Origin of the sequence: Lactobacillus sp. ESL0703, assembly GCF_029433435.1 — a bacterium.
GTDB lineage: Bacteria > Bacillota > Bacilli > Lactobacillales > Lactobacillaceae > Lactobacillus.
Map to the genome: position 1 here is coordinate 365,745 of NZ_JAQTIB010000002.1, position 17,058 is coordinate 382,802.

Here is a 17,058-nt window from a genome sequence, read left to right on the forward strand (position 1 = left end):
AAAAAGGCTAAAAACTTCATGTTTTTAGCCTTTTTATTTGATTTTATTTTTTCTCTACCCACAAATACACTGGCCAGCCAGTTAATGTTAGCAAGATACCGATAACTGACAAAACGGGCTGAGTTAGGGTTGTGTTAATCACGATAAACAAGGCGCCGATAATAGCGAGAATTGGCGGCCACGGGAAGAGGGGCACTTTGTATGGTCTCATTAACTCGGGCTCCTTTTGGCGCAGAACGAAGACACCAACAAATAATAGAATTGAAAAAATCCACGAAACATAGACTAGCATATCGGTTAAGCTGTCGAAGGTACCAGAAAAAATCATGATTGCCGCGATTGCACATTCAAAAAGCATGCTGTTAGTTGGAACGATGGTTTTACGATTTAATTTAGCGAAAAAATTTGCGGCTGGTAATTTATTTTGTTTACCTAAGGTATAAGGCATTCTGGAGCCGACCATGAGGTGGCCGTTAATGGCGCCAAAGACCGATACTAGGATGCCAATACTGATAATTAGTCCACCAAAATTACCAAATAATCGCTGAGCAGTAAGCAGTGCAGCTCCTTGATTACCTACAATTTTAGACCACGGAGTAATTCTAAGATAACCCCAATTGAGCAGAGTATAAATGATGGTAACACCGAAGACGCCCCAAGTAATGGCCCGCGATAAGGTCTTTGCCGGATTTTTAATTTCGCCGGCTAAATTACCAATACTGAGCCAGCCGTCATAAGCAAAAAGAACCGCCAATAGAGCTTGGCCGAAGGCAGCGCCGTTAGCAGAGTTAAGGTGGGGCAATGGTGCACTAGCTAATTGGTTAGGACTGCCGCTGAACACGGCAAAGATAATGATTGCGGCAATCGGCAACAACTTGATAATTAATGCCAGCTTTTGTACCTCACTGCTTAGTTTAGAGCCGAGCCAATTAACCAGCAGGATAGTCGCCATAACAACAAGTGCCACACCAGTAGTAGAAAAATTGCTAAAGCTGGGAATTTGCTTTAATTGCGTTGCAAAGACAATTGAAAGGGCGGCAATATTAGCTGGATAGTAAATGATGATTAGTGACCAACCAAAGAGAAAGGCAATCTTGGGTCCGTAAATTTCTTGCAAGTATTTGACCGGTCCACCGTCTTCGGGAAAAATAGCGGCAAGTTCGGCAACACTTAGCCCAGCCATTAGGGTGATGAACCCAGCCAGCGGCCAAACAAGGATACTCAGCCAAGCATTATGGGTCAATGCGGAAACACTAGCAATTTTGAAAAAAGCTCCGCCGCCAATCATGGTTCCCATGACCGTAGCTAATGCGGCGAATAATGTGAGTTGTCTTTTCATAATCAAGTCCTTAATAATTTAAAATAACTTCAACATTATAGGTTAAATTAACGCAAAAGACTAAGATTGCGGTTCATAAACATGTTTATAAATATATTTAGCATGTTTGAAAGCAATTACAAGTATGCTATTATTTGGATGGAGACTAATTAGCCGAAAGGCTTTGGCAGTTTATAGAGGAGAGAAAGATGAATAAGGTTACGGTTATCGGCAGTATTAACCTGGATACCAACTTGCGGGTTGAGCGAATGGTTAAGCCGGGCGAAACAATCCATGCAAAGGAACACTATTCTGCTGCTGGAGGTAAGGGTGCTAACCAAGCGGTTGCGGCAGCACGGTCTGGTTGTGCGACCCGCTTTATTGGTGCCGTTGGCGCTGATGCACCGGGAACAGAAATGCTGAATTTGCTTAAAGAAGAAGGCATTGATGTTTCTGGAATTGCGACAATTGAGAATGAGTCAACGGGTCAAGCCTTTATTTCGATTGACGATGAAGGTCAGAACTCAATTACGATTTATGCTGGTGCCAATTATGCCTTTGGTGCTGATGACATTGCGCAAAAGAGTGCATTGATTTCAGACAGTGATTTTGTGATTGCTCAATTTGAAACGCCAATTGCGGCAACAATTAAGGGCTTTGAGATTGCTCGCGCTCACGGAATTAAAACAATTTTGAATCCGGCACCAGCAATGACTGAAATCCCAAGAGAATTGCTGCAATTGACGGATATGATTGCACCAAATGAAACTGAAGCTGAAACGATTACTGGGGTTCATGTTACGGATGAACTTAGCGCCAAGCAGGCTGCTGCTAAGTTACATGACCTTGGAATAGCTGCAGTAATTATTACGATTGGTTCCAAGGGTGCTTTTTATGACTTTAATGGGCAGAGCGAACTGGTTCCTGCTTTTAAAGTTAAGGCTGTTGATACAACTGCTGCCGGCGATACCTTTATTGGTGCGATGTCGAGTTTGTTAAAGCCAGACTTTTCTAATTTGCGTGAGGCAATTGTGTTTGCTAACAAAGCGTCGTCGTTAACGGTGCAGCGCTATGGTGCCCAGCCGTCAATTCCGTACAAGAAGGAAATCGATCAAGTTAAGTAACTTTGTAGTAGAAAGTGGATTGAAATGAAAAAGACAAAAGTGATTAATTCAGATTTATCGCGCGTGATTGCCACCATGGGGCATTTTGACAAGTTGGCAATTGGTGATGCCGGCACGCCGGTTCCTAAGGGTACAGAAAAGATTGACTTGGCTGTCACTAATGGGATTCCTAGCTTCATGGCCGTGCTCAACAACGTTCTTGAAGAATTGGGGATTCAGCGGATTTTTTTGGCTAGTGAAATTAAAACGGAAAATCCGGAAATGCTAGCGCAAATCAAGGAGCGTCTGCCAGAGATGCCAATTGAATTTATTACGCATGAGGAATTAAAAGAAAGCTTGAAGGATTGCAAGGCCTTTGTCAGAACCGGTGAAATGACGCCATTTGCGAATATTTTGCTTGAAAGTAACGTTGTCTTTTAACGCTAGGAGAAAAAATTGAATACTACTGCATTATTAGTTGGTTTGGGTCCGCTCCTTGGCTGGGGACTGTTCCCGACAATCGCATCTAAAATCGGCGGCAAGCCTGCTAACCAGATTTTAGGTACCACGCTTGGGACCTTTATCTTTGGTTTGGTCTATGCAATTGCAGGCGGCTACACATTACCGGCTGGAACGGCACTCTTATTGTCCATTGTTTCTGGAATTGGCTGGGCAAGTGCTCAGATTGTGACGTTCATGTCCTTTGGTTTAGTCGGTTCTTCGCGGGCGATGCCAATTACGACAGCCTTCCAATTGCTAGGTGCTTCATTATGGGGCGTAATTGCCCTTGGTGATTGGCCGGGAATCCCAGCTAAAATAGTTGGAGCAATTGCCTTAGTAGCAATCATTCTTGGCGCCTATATGACAGTTTGGTCAGAAAAGAAGACTGCGCAAAAATCAAGTTTGCTTAAAAAGGCAACGCTTTGGCTGTTATTTGGTGAGATTGGTTACTGGGCATATTCTGCTGCACCGCAAGCTGCCCACGTTAATGGCCAACATGCCTTTTTACCGCAAGCGATTGGGATGTTATTGACGGGGATTGTGTATGGCATCTATGTTGCTATTAAGGATAAACGGGAGAATCCTTTTACGGAACTTGTTTCCTACAAGCAGATTTTTGCGGGGTTCTTCTTTGCTTTTGCGGCATTAACCTATTTGATTTCAGCCCAGCCTAACATGAACGGCTTGGCAACTGGCTTTGTCTTATCACAGACTTCGGTTATTTTGGCTACCTTAACCGGTATCTGGTTCTTAGGTCAGAAAAAGACGAAGAAGGAAATGGCTGTGACGGTTGTCGGCTTAATCATTATTTTGGTTGCCGCTGCCGTAACAGAATTTATCTAATTAAATAAACAAGAATAAATTCATAATAGTAGAAATTAAAACCACAACTCATAGGAAGCTGTGGTTTTTTCGTTCTAGCGCAAAGTTGTTCGCTGAAGTAAGACTAAACAATTGACAAAAAGTAAGTACAAGTTTAGCATATAAGATACTTACAGATAATAAGTAAGAAAGGAATTAACATCATGCAAAAATTACAAAACTGTCTCACTGAATGTTCAACTAAAATCAATGGCCACAGTCTGTTTTTGCAGTTAATTTCGCTTTAATGATCGTTAATAGTTGGAAAGCTGCGAATTTAAATGTATTCGCAGTTTTTTAATAAGGACCTGTTAATTTGCGTAATTGACAGGTCCTTTTTTGTTAGGAAGTGAGGGAAAAAGATGAGCTGGCAGATTATCTCTCAGAGTTTACCAGTCTTCGGCAAAGCCTTTGAATTGACTCTCTGGCTGTCGCTAGTCGGGATTGTAGGTTCGATTATTGTCGGTATAGTTAGCAGTTTAGTGCAATATTTTAAGGTCCCCATACTGTGTCAAATTTTTACAGCTTATGTCGAATTGGCACGGAACACGCCGTTGTTAATTCAATTATTTTTCTTATATTATGCGTTTCCCGTTTTTGGTTTGAAAATGTCGGCAGAGACATGTGGCATTATCGGGCTGATTTTCTTGGGTGGCGCTTATATGGCAGAAGGTTTTACCGGCGGATTTACGGGAGTCAATGCTAATCAAATTGATAACGGCAAGGCACTAGGAATGAGTAAGCTGCAGTTAGCCCGCTACGTTGTTTTCCCTCAAGGGTTTGCACTCAGTATGCCGGCTTTGACTGCGAACATTATCTTTTTAATTAAGGAAACTTCAATCTTCTCAGTAATTGCAATTCCAGAATTGACTAATACGGCGCTAGATTTAATTGGGATGTATTACCGTTCTAACGAATACTTGTTGGTGCTAGTTATTGCCTATGCAATTATCTTAATTCCGGTTATCTTGCTCCTCAATTATTTGGAAAGGAGAGTTCGTTATGGCACATTCGGCGATTAATGTTTTCTTTGCTGGGGACAATTTTGCCCGGATTATGCAGGGATTGTGGACTTCTGTCTGGATTGCGGCCGTTAGCTTAGTTTTGGGCTTAATCTTAGGAACTATTTTTGGTGTTCTAAGGACGCTGCCTAATAAGTTTGTCCGTTTTATCTTACGGCTCTACCTTGAATTTTTCCGGATTGTACCAACAATTGTCTTGCTGTATTTAGTCTATTACATCCTGCCGCGGCAGCTGCACATCAACTGGCCGGCGAGCTGGATGGCTGTTTTGGCATTTGCCTTGTGGGTTGCCGCAGAATTTAGTGATATCGTGCGCGGAGCAATTGAATCGGTACCAGTATCGCAGAAAGAATCCGGTTTAGCATTAGGGTTAAGTCGCCTGCAGTTATTCCGCTATGTCTTATTGCCACAAGCAGTCAAACTAGAATTGCCGGCAACGATTAATTTGGCAACGCGGGTCATTAAGACGACCTCGTTGTTGATGACAATTAGTATCATTGATGTGATTGCCGTTGGTCAGCAGATTATTGAAGCTAACAACCAGCAGTATCCAAATGCTGTCTTTTGGATTTATGGCTTGATCTTTATTTTATATTTTGTAATTGATTATCCATTATCAGCTTGGGCCAAACGCTTGGCTGCGAAAAAGTAGGTGAAATAAATGGCAAAAGAAATTTTACGAGTTGAACATTTAAACAAGTTTTACGGCGACCGTCAGGCATTGCATGACATCAACTTTAAGCTAGAAGAAGGCGAAGTGTTAACCTTGCTTGGGCCATCAGGTTCAGGTAAAAGCACCTTGCTCAGGTGTCTTAATGGGCTTGAGCAATTTAATGAAGGTACGCTTTATTTTAAGGGACAAAAAATCACCCCAACCGATCAGAACTGGCAAGAGTTACGTCAAAAAATCGGTATGGTCTTTCAGAGTTATGACTTGTTCCCTAATTTAACAGTGATGGAAAACATTTTGCTGGCACCAACTAAGGTACAAAAACGTCCAGCAGAAGAAGTTAAAGATGAAGCATTAAAGCTGCTCGATCGTGTTGGGTTAGTTAAGTACGTTGATGCTTATCCGCGCGAATTGTCCGGTGGGCAAAAGCAGCGGATTGCGATTGTCCGGGCCTTGGCAATGCATCCAGAAGTGATGCTCTTTGATGAGGTGACAGCATCACTTGATCCGGAAATGGTGCGTGGTATTTTACAAATCATGACGACTTTGGCGAAAAAAGACCACATGACCATGATTATCGTGACGCACGAAATGAACTTTGCTGCGCAAATTGCGGATCAGGTATTGTTTTTAGAAGACGGCAAAATTATTGAAAATACGCCAGGAGAGCAGTTCTTTACCAAGCCACAGACTGATCGGGCGCAAGAATTTTTAACAAGTATGGATTTTTAAGGAGAAACAATGAAGAAGAATAAGACAAGAAATACAATTATTGGTGTGATAATTGTTGTAATTATTGCAATTGCAGCTTTCTTTGGAATTAAAGCATCAAGTAATCATTCGGCAGGCAATAATGATAGCAGCGTGACTGCCATTAAAAAGCGCGGGGTATTACGTGTAGCTGTCTTTGGCGATTTGCCGCCATATGGCTGGGTTAATGCCAATGGTAAGCGGGTAGGTTATGATGTGCGATTGGCGCGGCAAATGGCCAAGGACATGGGCGTAAAGATTAAGTTTATTCAAGTCAACGCCAACAACCGTGTCGACACCTTAAATTCCAATAAGGCCGACTTAGTTTTGGCTAACTTCACGGTTACACCGGAACGTAAGCAGGTTGTTGATTATGCCAAACCTTACATGAAAGTCTCTGTTGGGGTGATTTCACCTAAGAATGCGCCAATCACTAAGGTTAGCCAGTTGAATGGCAAGAGCTTAATTGTTACTAAGGGGACTACTGCAGAAAACTATTTTGCTAAGAAGAGCGGCGTTAACTTATTGAAGTTTGACTCCAAGACCCAGCAATTTAATGCAATTAAGAATAAGCGGGCAGCAGCCTTAGCTGATGATAATTCTTACCTTTATGCCTGGGTTAAGAAGAACCCAAGTTATACTGTCGGCATTAAGAACATTGGCCCGAACCAATTTATTTCTCCAGCGGTTAAGAAGGGCAACAAGTCTTTATTAACTTGGACTAACAAGGAAATCACTAAGTTGAATGGACAAAAGTTCTTTGTTAATGATTATAATCAAGAATTAAAGCCATACTTTGGCAGCGAAATTAAGCCAAGTGATATTGTTTTAAATTAACCTAGATCCAAAAAAGATTAAGGCTTGAATTTTACTGACAAAAATGTTAGAGTAGTTAACGTTAATCGATTAATCTATGGCTTGAAATAAGGTCATGGCAAAAGGAGTAATAAACATGAAACAAGGCATTCATCCAGATTACCAAGAAGTTGTCTTTATGGACTCAGCTACAGGTGCTAAGTTCGTTGCAGGTTCAACTTTGAAGCCAACGGAAACAGTAGAATACGAAGGTAAAACTTACCCATTAATTCGCGTTGAAATCACTTCAGATTCTCACCCATTCTACACAGGCAAGCAAAAGTTTGCTCAAGCAGATGGTCGGATCGAAAAGTTCAACAAGAAGTATGGTATGAACAACAAGTAATACCTTTGATCTGGTGGAAGCAGTCCCATTGGGGCTGTTTTTTTATGTGAAGCTAAATTGTTATACCAAATCGAGATTAAGTGTAATAATTGCTGTACGGACTTTCTTTTTTAGGAGCAGAATATAGATGAAAATGCAACTGGCAGAGATTGCCAAAGCAATCAATTCAACTTGTGAAGGCGATGAACAAACAGTTATTACTTCGGTTGCCTTTGACTCAAGAAAAATTACAGACGGCGGCTTGTTTGTTCCATTAATGGGCGAACGCGATGGTCACGACTTCATTGATAGTGCAATTGCTAATGGTGCTTGCGCAACTTTATGGCAGAAGGGCCATGCTGACAAACCGACAGCTATTGCCGTGTTAGAAGTCGATGATCCGCTGTTAAGCATGCAAAAATTAGCGCAATACTACTTAAACAAGGTTAACCCTACTGTTGTTGGCATTACCGGATCTAATGGTAAGACAACAACCAAGGATATGACAGCTGCGGTACTTGCTAAACGTTTCAACGTGCACAAGACCGATGCTAACTTTAATAATGAAATCGGTGTGCCGATGACCATTTTGGAAATGAAGCCAAATACAGAAATTTTGGTTTTGGAAATGGGTATGGATCATGCTGGTCAATTGCATCATTTAAGTGAGTTAACGCATCCTGACGTAACTGTCATTACCATGATTGGTGAAGCTCACATTGAATTTTTGGGTTCCCGTGAAGGTATTGCTGATGCCAAGATGGAAATTACTGACTTTTTGCGTGAGGACGGGGAACTCATTTATAATGGGGATGAACCGCTTTTACGTGAACGCAGTGCCAAAATTAACCAAGCAAAAGTTACCTTTGGTTTTGCAAAAGATGATACAGTTTATGCGACAGGCTTTAGAAGTTATAAGCACCACGCTACCTTTACAATTAACGGTTCGCAAAAGCAGTTTTCAATCCCAATGATTGGTAAGCACAATGTTTCTAATGCCATGTCAGCTCTTTGCGTTGGTCGACATTTTGGCGAAAGTGATGAGGAAATTGCTGCGGCATTGGCTAACTTTACGCCGACTGCCAACAGAATGGAATGGGAAAAAGGCGACGTTGGTGAAGATATCATGAGTGATATCTATAACTCCAATCCAACCGCTGTTCGGGCTGTTTTAACCAGTTTTGGTCAAATTCAGGTTCCAGAAGGCAGTCGCCGCATTGCCGTCTTGGGTGATATGCTGGAACTTGGCAAGCGTTCTGCAAGTTTACATGCGGATTTAGCCGATAGCCTTGATCCCCAAGTGATTAACGAAGTATATTTATTTGGCGCTGAGATGAATAACTTAGCTGCTGCTTTAAAGAGCAAATACGCGCCAGAGAATTTACATTATTATAAAGAAGATCAGATGCCGCAAATGATTGTAGCACTGAAGAATGATATTAAGCCGCACGACATTGTAGTCTTAAAAGGTTCACATGGGATGCACCTTGAGAAAGTATTAGAGCGGCTTAGATAAGGAGAATTTAGTGAAATTTTCGGAATTAGGATTAAATGATGAGCTTCTAAAAGCGATTAAGCGTTCAGGCTTCGAGGAAGCAACTCCAATCCAGGAACAAACAATTCCACTTGCCTTAGCAGGCAAAGATGTAATTGGTCAAGCACAAACCGGTACTGGTAAGACAGCTGCCTTTGCTTTGCCAATTTTACAAAACTTAGATCGTCACGAAAAGACAATCCAAGCCTTAATTATTGAACCAACACGTGAACTTGCTATTCAAACACAAGAAGAACTTTTCCGCTTAGGCCGCGATGAAAAGGCACGTGTACAAGTAGTTTATGGTGGAGCTGACATTGGCCGGCAAATCCGCTCACTTAAAAAGCAAGTGCCAGCAATTTTAGTTGGGACTCCAGGTCGTCTTCTTGACCACTTAAAGCGTAAGACAATCGACTTAGAAAATGTCAACACGATTGTGCTTGATGAAGCCGATGAAATGCTTGACATGGGTTTTATTCAAGATATTGAAAGTATCTTGAGCTACGTTAAAAACCGTAAGCAAACTTTACTGTTCAGTGCAACCATGCCGAAGCCAATTTTACGTATCAGCGAAAAATTCATGAACAACCCAGAGATTGTTCGCATTAAGGCTAAGGAATTAACTGCTGACTTAATTGACCAATATTTCGTTCGCTCAAAAGATTCAGAAAAATTCGACATTATGTGTCGGTTGATTGATGTTGAAAGTCCTGACTTAGCAGTTATCTTTGTGCGGACCAAGCGTCGGGTTGACGAAGTTAACCGCGGCCTGCAAGCTCGCGGCTACAATGCTGCAGGTATTCATGGTGACTTGTCACAAGCACGCAGAATGAGCGTCTTGAAACGTTTCCGCAGCGGCAAGCTTGATATTTTGGTTGCAACTGATGTTGCTGCCCGGGGACTTGACATTTCTGGTGTGACCCACGTTTATAACTATGATATTCCACAAGATCCAGATTCATACGTTCACCGTATCGGACGGACTGGTCGTGCGGGTCAAAATGGGATGTCTGTTACCTTTGTAACACCAAACGAAATTGGTTACATGCGGACAATTGAACAATTGACCAAGAAGAAGATGGAACCACTTCGTCCACCATCAGACGATCAAGCTTTGCGCGGCCAATTGAAGGTTGCCAAGGCTAAGATTGAAGACCTGATGAAGGAAGACTTGACTAAATATACCCAAGATGCTGATGAACTCTTGGAAAACTATTCAGCAGTTGATCTTGTTTCTGCCTTCTTGAAGAATTTATCTAAAGATTCTTCAAAGGTTGAAGTTAAGATTAGTTCTGAAAAGCCATTGCCATATAAGGGTGGCGGTCGTCGTGGCGGCGGCCGCGGACGTGGTCATTATGGCCACGGCTCAAGAAATGGTCATGGTGGTCGCGGCGGTTACCGTGGTGGTGACCGTAATCATCGCGGCGGCGATCGCGATCATGGTCACGGCAATTACCGCGGTGGTCATTCACGTCGCAGCGGCGGTGATCACAATTTTGTGATTAAGAATAAAAAAGATTAATGATTTATTTAAAAGTGAGCTGTTCTAATGAACAACTCACTTTTTGTATTATAATTTTGAAATGTGAGGTACAAAAAATGATTGTTGGCGTGGGAATTGATGCAGTTGAAGTCGAACGGGTTGCCAAGATTGTTGCTAAGGGCGATAATTTTGCTAAAAGGGCACTGACCCCTAAGGAGTTTGCCCAATATCAGGAAATGCAGGGTAAACGCAAGGTGGAATATCTTGGCGGTCGGTTTTCGATTAAAGAAGCCTTTTCTAAAGCAATGGGTACTGGACTTGGCAAGTCACTTGGCTTACAGGATGTAGAGACCCTATGGGATGATCTGGGGCATCCAGTAACGACTTCAACCAAATTCGATGGCAAAATTTTCCCTAGTATTACCCACGACAATCATGAAATTATTACATTAATTGTGTTGGAGAAATAAAATGGTTCCAGGAATACATCGTCCGGCAGCAGTCCGTGTTGACTTAAATGCAATCAGACAAAATATCAAGCAAGAATTAAATCATTTAGAACCGGGACAGAAGTTGTTTGCGGTAGTTAAAGCTAATGCCTATGGTCACGGAGCAGTCAAGGTCGCGCAGGTTGCTGCAAAAGCTGGTGCTGCGGGCTTTTGTGTGGCAATTTTGGATGAAGCACTAGAATTACGGCGAGCTGGGATTGTCCAACCCATTTTGGTTTTGGGCGTGACGCCAGCTGAATATGCCCCGTTAGCAGCAGCTAATGGTGTCTCTTTGACTGTACCGGATTTAGCTTGGCTAAAAGCAGCAGCACAAAACTTGGCGACTACCGATTTACAGTTGAAAATTCACTTGGCAATTGACTCTGGTATGGGCCGCATTGGTTTTAGCAGTGATGATGAATTTGTGGCTGCCAATGACTTTTTGCTTGCTAATGAGCATTTTATCATTGAAGGAATGTTCACTCACTTTGCATCTGCCGATAGCAGTGATGATACTTATTTCAAGCAGCAGGTTGTGCGCTTTAACCACCTGAAGAGCCTGCTTAAAGTAAAGCCAAAATGGATTCATGTTGATAATACTGCAGCCAGTGTTTTTGATAAAAAAATCCCTAGCGATTTGGTACGCTTCGGGATTGGTCTTTATGGACTTAATCCGTCCTCTAATCCAAATAGCGCGGACTTATCTACTAAGATTAAGCTGCAGCCAGCTTTGTCATTTGAAAGTGAATTAGTGCAGGTCCATACAATTCACCAAGGTCAAGGTGTAGGCTATGGTTCAACTTATATTGCTGATCGGGACCAAATCATTGGTACGGTTCCTGTTGGTTATGCTGATGGCTTCATTCGGAAGTTCCAGGGTTTTAAAGTTAAAGTGGGAGACGAATATTGTCCCATTGTTGGCCGCGTCTGCATGGATCAGTTGATGGTGCTATTGCCGCATGAGATGCCAGCTGGCACCAAAGTGGTATTAATTTCTAATGATCCTGCTGCACCTAATAATATTAAGGCAGCTGCAGATTACGTTGATTCAATTCACTATGAGGTGGCCTGTTTACTTGATGACCGCCTGCCACGAATTTACGATCACGAATAATTAATTTATTAAACTAAAAACCGCTGCTAGATTATTCCTAGTAACGGTTTTATTAGATTAGTGAATTTTAATTATTGCTTTCTGCATTGTCAATGTAAACTCCGGGATTTTCATCGCTCATGATGGTCATTCCGGCTTGCAAGTCTTCAATTTCAGAAACAACATAGCCTTTATGTTCTAGCTTGCTGACAATGGTCTTCAAGGTGCTTTCGCTGATACCGGCTGGCAGTGTAAATAGAATTCGGCGGACAAAAGTTCCATCGTTTTCAGCTGCGGTTGCGTCTAAACTCATAACACCGGCAATATTTGAATACTTAGTAATGACCTTGGTCATCTTAGCCAAGTTACCGCGGTCGTTGTCGGTCAGTACCGTAAAGACATAAGAACCAGTCTTAATGTTCCAAGCGTTAGACAACATGTCAAGTAAGCGCGAGTGGGTCAGAATACCGTAAAACTTGCCGCCTTCGTCTAAAACCGAAATATAAGGTAAGTCCTTAATCGTGAAGAAAACTTTAAAAAATGGTGAGTTTACTTTAATTGTTTTAGTGGCATTTTTCAGTAATTCAGTGACCGGCAGACTCATATCCTTACCTTGGGATTTGTGCCGGTAGATGTGCATCTTGTAAATATTACCACGGAAAATAGTGCCAGTGTCATCAAGAATCGGCACACACCGAAACCCGGAATCTTCTAGAGTTTTAAGTGCTTCTTCGAGTGTGGCGTGCTCGTTAACCGTTACTAGGTAATCTTTTTTAATAACTAAAGATTTAATAAGCATGAGATTGCCTCCATTTGTATAATAATCCAAGTAATTATAACATAGATGGTTTTACGATTAAATAAACATTAAAATAAATTGTCAAACTGATAAATTCAATTGAAAACTAGTTGCTGGATTATAGCTGTTAAGCTAAATAAATGGCGCGAATGTGCTATCATTAATACGATTAAATATAAGGGGAATTTTAATGAAAATTATTGCAGGTCTGGGAAATCCAGGCAAAAAATACGATGGTACTAAGCATAATACAGGCTTTATGGCACTAGATCATTATTTGTCAGAAAATGGCCTCACGCTTGAACGTGATAAGTTTGAAGGCAAATTTACAAAACAAAAAATCAATGGGGCAGATGTTATCTTGCTTGAACCGCAGACATACATGAATGATTCGGGTCGCTCCGTTGCCCAAGTAGCCCACTTTTTTAAAGTGGCACCACAAGATATCTTAATTATTCAAGATGACATGGACATGGCTTTAGGCAAAATCCGGGTCCGGGCCAATGGTAAGTCGGGAGGTCATAATGGGATTAGAAGCATTATTCGCGACTTAGGAACAAGTGACTTTAACCGCTTGAAGATTGGTATTCGCCACCCTGCAGAAGTCACAGAAGCAAGTGTAATTTCTTGGGTATTGTCGCCATTTAATAAGGAGCAACAGGAGTTAATGTCAGCTGCCTTTGCTAAAAGTAGTCAGATTATCGCTGATTTTATTGCTGGTCAAAGCAGCCAATATTTAATGAATAAATATAACTAAAATGCGTTTAACAAATTTACTTGAACAAGATCAAGGTTTATCAGATTTTATTAAAAAAACTACTCAAGTTAATAATTCTTTGATCACTGGCGCTACTGCCGGTGCTTTTAGTCTGCTGTTAAAACAAATTGTTCATGAATTAAACCAGCCATTGCTGTTAATTGAAGAAAATGAGAGTAAGGCACAAAAATTAACCAGTGAGTTAAGTGCCATTATGCCTAGTGGCATGGTGCAAAGTTTTCCGGTTGACGCGACAATTGCCACGCAGACCGCGGTAAGTTCACCTGATGAATTGAGCGGCCGGATTCAAGCACTTAACTTATTATTAAGTGAACAGCCGGGAATTGTAGTAACAACCCCGCAAGGCTTGCAGTATCAGCTGTCAGATCCAGCTGCATTTAAACAGGCTCGGCGTGAGTTTGCCCCAGGCAAAGAATTTGATTTGGCTGCGTTAACCAGTTGGCTGGTGCAGACAGGCTATCGCCGGGAAAACTTGGTCGCGCGTCCGGGTGAATTTGCTTTACGCGGTGATATTTTAGATATTTATCCGTTAGATCGCGAAAATCCGCTGCGAATGGAATTTTTTGGTGATGAAATTGATACGATTAAAGAATTTGACTTGGCTAGTCAGCGCAGTCAAAAGACCTTAGACCAAGTCACCGTTGCCGCCGCACAGGATCGGGTCTTTACAGCTGATGATTTTGCACGGGCACGGGCTGCGATTGCTAAAGCGATGGCTGATGCGCCGGCGCCAGTAGAAGCAGTTAAGGATCACTTTGCGCAAACGCTAGATGAGCTCAAAGACGGCACTTTACCACAAAATTACGCCTTTTTGGTTGATTTTTTAATTAAAGAACCGAGCAATCTATTGGAATACCTCGCGCCAAGTGGTGTGGTGCTACTAGATGATTGGCCGCTAATCGATCAGGCAGTTAAAACCGTGGATCAGCAGAATGCCGGCTTTATTGATGATGAATTAAAGACCGGAGCAATGCTGCCGGGACAGGAATTGCGTGCTAATTTTAATCAAAATTGGACCAAGGATCAGCACGACCACATTTATTTTTCACTCTTTCAACGGAGTATGGGCCGTATTCGCTTGGGGCAATTGTTTGACTGGCAGACACGTGAGCCGCAGCAATTCTTTAGTCAGATGCCACTAATTAAGACCGAAATTGAATCTTACCAGAAGACGCGGCAAACGGTGATTTTGCAGGCGGACAACGATAAAAGGGCACGCCAGATCAGTCAAACAATGGCGGAATTTGGTCTTGATGTGCCGGTAGTTGATGCTGGTGCAATTAGCGAGCACCAAACGCAGATTATTGTTGGCGGGTTTACCAATGGCTTTACACTGCCTGGAATTAGTTTGGTTTATCTGACCGAGCACGAGTTGTTTAATAAGACAACGCACCATAAACGGCGAATAAAAACGCTGGAAAATGCTCAGCGCTTGCGTAACTATACTGAACTGAAGCCGGGCGATTATGTCGTTCATGTTAATCACGGGATTGGCCGCTTTGAAGGAATTAAAACACTAGAAAATCAGGGTGTTAAACGAGATTACATTACCATTACCTACCAGCACGGCGACCAATTATTTGTGCCTGCCGATCAATTAAGCTTGGTGCAAAAGTATGTTGCTTCGGAAGGTAAATCTCCTCACGTTAACAAGTTAGGCGGCAGTGAATGGGCGAAGACGAAGCGCAAGGTACAGTCAAAGGTTGAGGATATTGCCGATGATCTCATTGAGTTGTATGCCAAGCGTGAGTCTGAAAAGGGCTTTGCCTTTTCACCAGATGATGACTTGCAGCGGCAATTTGAAGATTCCTTTCCTTATGTGGAGACGCCAGATCAGTTGCGGTCAATTAAGGAAATTAAGCATGACATGGAGCAGGATAAGCCGATGGACCGCCTGCTTGTGGGGGATGTTGGCTTTGGTAAGACGGAAGTAGCCTTGCGGGCAGCTTTTAAGGCCATTCAAGACAATAAGCAAGTCGCCTTTTTGGTACCGACAACGATTTTGGCGCAGCAGCACTACGAGACAATCCAGGATCGGTTTAAAGATTTTCCGGTTAACTTTGCGATGCTGTCACGTTTTCAAACTCCAGCAGAAGCTAAGGAAATCGTTGCCGGATTGAAAGATGGTAAGGTTGATTTAGTAGTCGGTACACACCGGATCTTGTCTAAGGATGTTAAGTTTAAAAATCTGGGACTGTTAATCGTCGATGAGGAACAGCGCTTTGGCGTTAAGCACAAGGAAAAACTGAAGGAGCTCAAGGCCAATATTGATGTACTGACCTTGACGGCAACGCCAATTCCGCGAACGCTCCATATGTCAATGGTCGGTGTCCGTGACCTATCGGTTATGGAAACGCCGCCGTCTAATCGGTATCCGATTCAAACCTATGTCATGGAACAGATTCCAAGCGTGATTAAGGATGCGTGCTTACGTGAAATGCAGCGCGGAGGGCAGGTCTTTTACCTGCATAATCGGATTGGTGATATCGACGATGTTGTTAATCAATTGCAAAATTTGATTCCGCAGGCGCGCATTGCTAGTGTGCATGGGCGTATGAGTCAGAACCAGATGGAAGACATTTTGTACCGCTTTTTGAATCGGGAATTTGATATTTTGGTAACCACAACCATCATTGAAACGGGGATTGATATGCCCAATGTAAACACAATGATTGTGGAAGACGCGGATCATTATGGTTTAAGCCAGCTTTACCAGTTGCGGGGCCGGATCGGTCGTAGCGCGCGATTGGCGTATGCCTACTTTTTGTATCAGCCTAATAAGGTCTTAACCGAAATTGGTGAAAAGCGGTTGGATGCAATTCGTGATTTTACTGAATTAGGCTCCGGCTTTAAGATTGCAATGCGTGATCTGTCAATTAGAGGTGCCGGCAATATGCTTGGTTCCCAGCAGCACGGCTTCATTGATAGCGTCGGCTATGACTTGTACTCACAAATGCTGGCTGATGCGGTTCGTGAACGTAAGGGCAAAAAGCGCGTTAACAAGACTAATGCGGAAATTGATTTAGGCTTAGAAGCCTATATTCCTGACACGTATATTGGCGATCAAGAAGAAAAAATTGAGTTCTACAAGAAAATTAAAACAGCTGATGCCGATGAGCTTGACCAAATTCAGGATGAATTAATTGACCGATTTGGCGATTATCCACAGCCGGTTGAGAACCTGCTGGCAATGGCTAACTTGAAGATTGAGACTGATTTAGCTCAGGTTTTAAATATTGTTAAAACAGCCAATCGGGTTAAAGTGGAATTTGCCCCTGATGCTAGTCGGGAATTAGAAGGGCCAAATATTTTCAAAGCCTTGGAACACGTTAATTTAAAGGCTAGAATAAGCTTATCGCCGCAAAAGCGGCTGGTGGTTCTGCTAGAACTGCCAGATAAGGAGAATAGCCGCATGCTGACGAATGAATTGATGACGTTTATGACTGCGGCAAGTGATATTATTCAAGAATAGAGGGTT

Annotated in this window: 16 protein-coding genes; 14 read left to right on the forward strand and 2 right to left on the reverse strand. The window is 42.4% G+C overall.

Annotated features, from left to right (window positions below; genetic code table 11):
- Positions 1–43: 43 nt before the first annotated feature.
- Positions 44–1,339 (reverse strand): amino acid permease, encoded by a 1,296-nt coding sequence (locus PT278_RS04215; RefSeq protein ID WP_277130518.1) that lies wholly within the window; start codon positions 1,337–1,339, stop codon positions 44–46.
- A 188-nt stretch (positions 1,340–1,527) separates the two neighbouring features.
- Here PT278_RS04215 and rbsK point away from each other — a divergent pair, with 188 nt between their 5' ends.
- The 12 genes from rbsK (at position 1,528) to alr (ending at position 12,024) form a co-directional block, all read left to right on the forward strand.
- A complete protein-coding gene (gene rbsK / locus PT278_RS04220; RefSeq protein ID WP_277130520.1) occupies positions 1,528–2,442 on the forward strand; it encodes a ribokinase in 915 nt (304 codons plus the stop codon).
- Between the two features lie 24 nt (positions 2,443–2,466).
- Complete coding sequence (rbsD, locus tag PT278_RS04225) at positions 2,467–2,862, forward strand: D-ribose pyranase (RefSeq protein ID WP_277130522.1); 396 nt, start codon at positions 2,467–2,469, stop codon at positions 2,860–2,862.
- 15 nt (positions 2,863–2,877) lie between these two features.
- A complete protein-coding gene (locus PT278_RS04230; protein WP_277130524.1) occupies positions 2,878–3,765 on the forward strand; it encodes a GRP family sugar transporter in 888 nt (295 codons plus the stop codon).
- Between the two features lie 380 nt (positions 3,766–4,145).
- The gene (locus tag PT278_RS04235; protein WP_277130525.1) at positions 4,146–4,805 is read left to right on the forward strand and encodes an amino acid ABC transporter permease; all 660 of its coding nucleotides are present in this window, start codon (positions 4,146–4,148) and stop codon (positions 4,803–4,805) included.
- Entirely contained in the window at positions 4,786–5,457 is a 672-nt protein-coding gene (locus tag PT278_RS04240; RefSeq protein WP_277130527.1) for an amino acid ABC transporter permease, read from the forward strand. The genes PT278_RS04235 and PT278_RS04240 overlap by 20 nt, the downstream gene beginning before the upstream one ends.
- Before the next feature lie 9 nt (positions 5,458–5,466).
- Positions 5,467–6,207, forward strand: a complete 741-nt coding sequence (locus PT278_RS04245; protein WP_277130529.1) for an amino acid ABC transporter ATP-binding protein — start codon at positions 5,467–5,469, stop codon at positions 6,205–6,207.
- Between the two features lie 9 nt (positions 6,208–6,216).
- Positions 6,217–7,062, forward strand: a complete 846-nt coding sequence (locus PT278_RS04250) for a transporter substrate-binding domain-containing protein (protein WP_277130531.1) — start codon at positions 6,217–6,219, stop codon at positions 7,060–7,062.
- 115 nt (positions 7,063–7,177) lie between these two features.
- A complete protein-coding gene (locus PT278_RS04255) occupies positions 7,178–7,426 on the forward strand; it encodes a type B 50S ribosomal protein L31 (RefSeq protein WP_277130533.1) in 249 nt (82 codons plus the stop codon).
- Between the two features lie 127 nt (positions 7,427–7,553).
- Complete coding sequence (gene murF, locus PT278_RS04260; RefSeq protein ID WP_277130535.1) at positions 7,554–8,921, forward strand: UDP-N-acetylmuramoyl-tripeptide--D-alanyl-D-alanine ligase; 1,368 nt, start codon at positions 7,554–7,556, stop codon at positions 8,919–8,921.
- 10 nt (positions 8,922–8,931) lie between these two features.
- Positions 8,932–10,461 carry a DEAD/DEAH box helicase gene (locus tag PT278_RS04265; protein WP_277130537.1) on the forward strand — a complete coding sequence of 510 codons (1,530 nt, stop codon included), beginning with the start codon at positions 8,932–8,934 and terminating at the stop codon, positions 10,459–10,461.
- A gap of 77 nt (positions 10,462–10,538) precedes the next feature.
- Positions 10,539–10,892: a holo-ACP synthase gene (gene acpS, locus PT278_RS04270; protein WP_277130539.1), complete on the forward strand. Its 354-nt coding sequence runs from the start codon at positions 10,539–10,541 to the stop codon at positions 10,890–10,892.
- A 1-nt stretch (position 10,893) separates the two neighbouring features.
- Positions 10,894–12,024, forward strand: coding sequence for an alanine racemase (gene alr, locus PT278_RS04275; protein ID WP_277130541.1), 1,131 nt, complete (start codon positions 10,894–10,896; stop codon positions 12,022–12,024).
- Between the two features lie 67 nt (positions 12,025–12,091).
- On the opposite strand, the gene cbpA is transcribed toward alr, so the two are convergent.
- The gene (gene cbpA / locus PT278_RS04280; protein WP_277130543.1) at positions 12,092–12,802 is read right to left on the reverse strand and encodes a cyclic di-AMP binding protein CbpA; all 711 of its coding nucleotides are present in this window, start codon (positions 12,800–12,802) and stop codon (positions 12,092–12,094) included.
- Between the two features lie 190 nt (positions 12,803–12,992).
- Here cbpA and pth point away from each other — a divergent pair, with 190 nt between their 5' ends.
- Positions 12,993–13,559, forward strand: a complete 567-nt coding sequence (pth, locus tag PT278_RS04285) for an aminoacyl-tRNA hydrolase (RefSeq protein ID WP_277130544.1) — start codon at positions 12,993–12,995, stop codon at positions 13,557–13,559.
- A gap of 1 nt (position 13,560) precedes the next feature.
- Positions 13,561–17,052: a transcription-repair coupling factor gene (gene mfd / locus PT278_RS04290; RefSeq protein ID WP_277130545.1), complete on the forward strand. Its 3,492-nt coding sequence runs from the start codon at positions 13,561–13,563 to the stop codon at positions 17,050–17,052.
- The last annotated feature ends 6 nt before the right edge of the window (positions 17,053–17,058 follow it).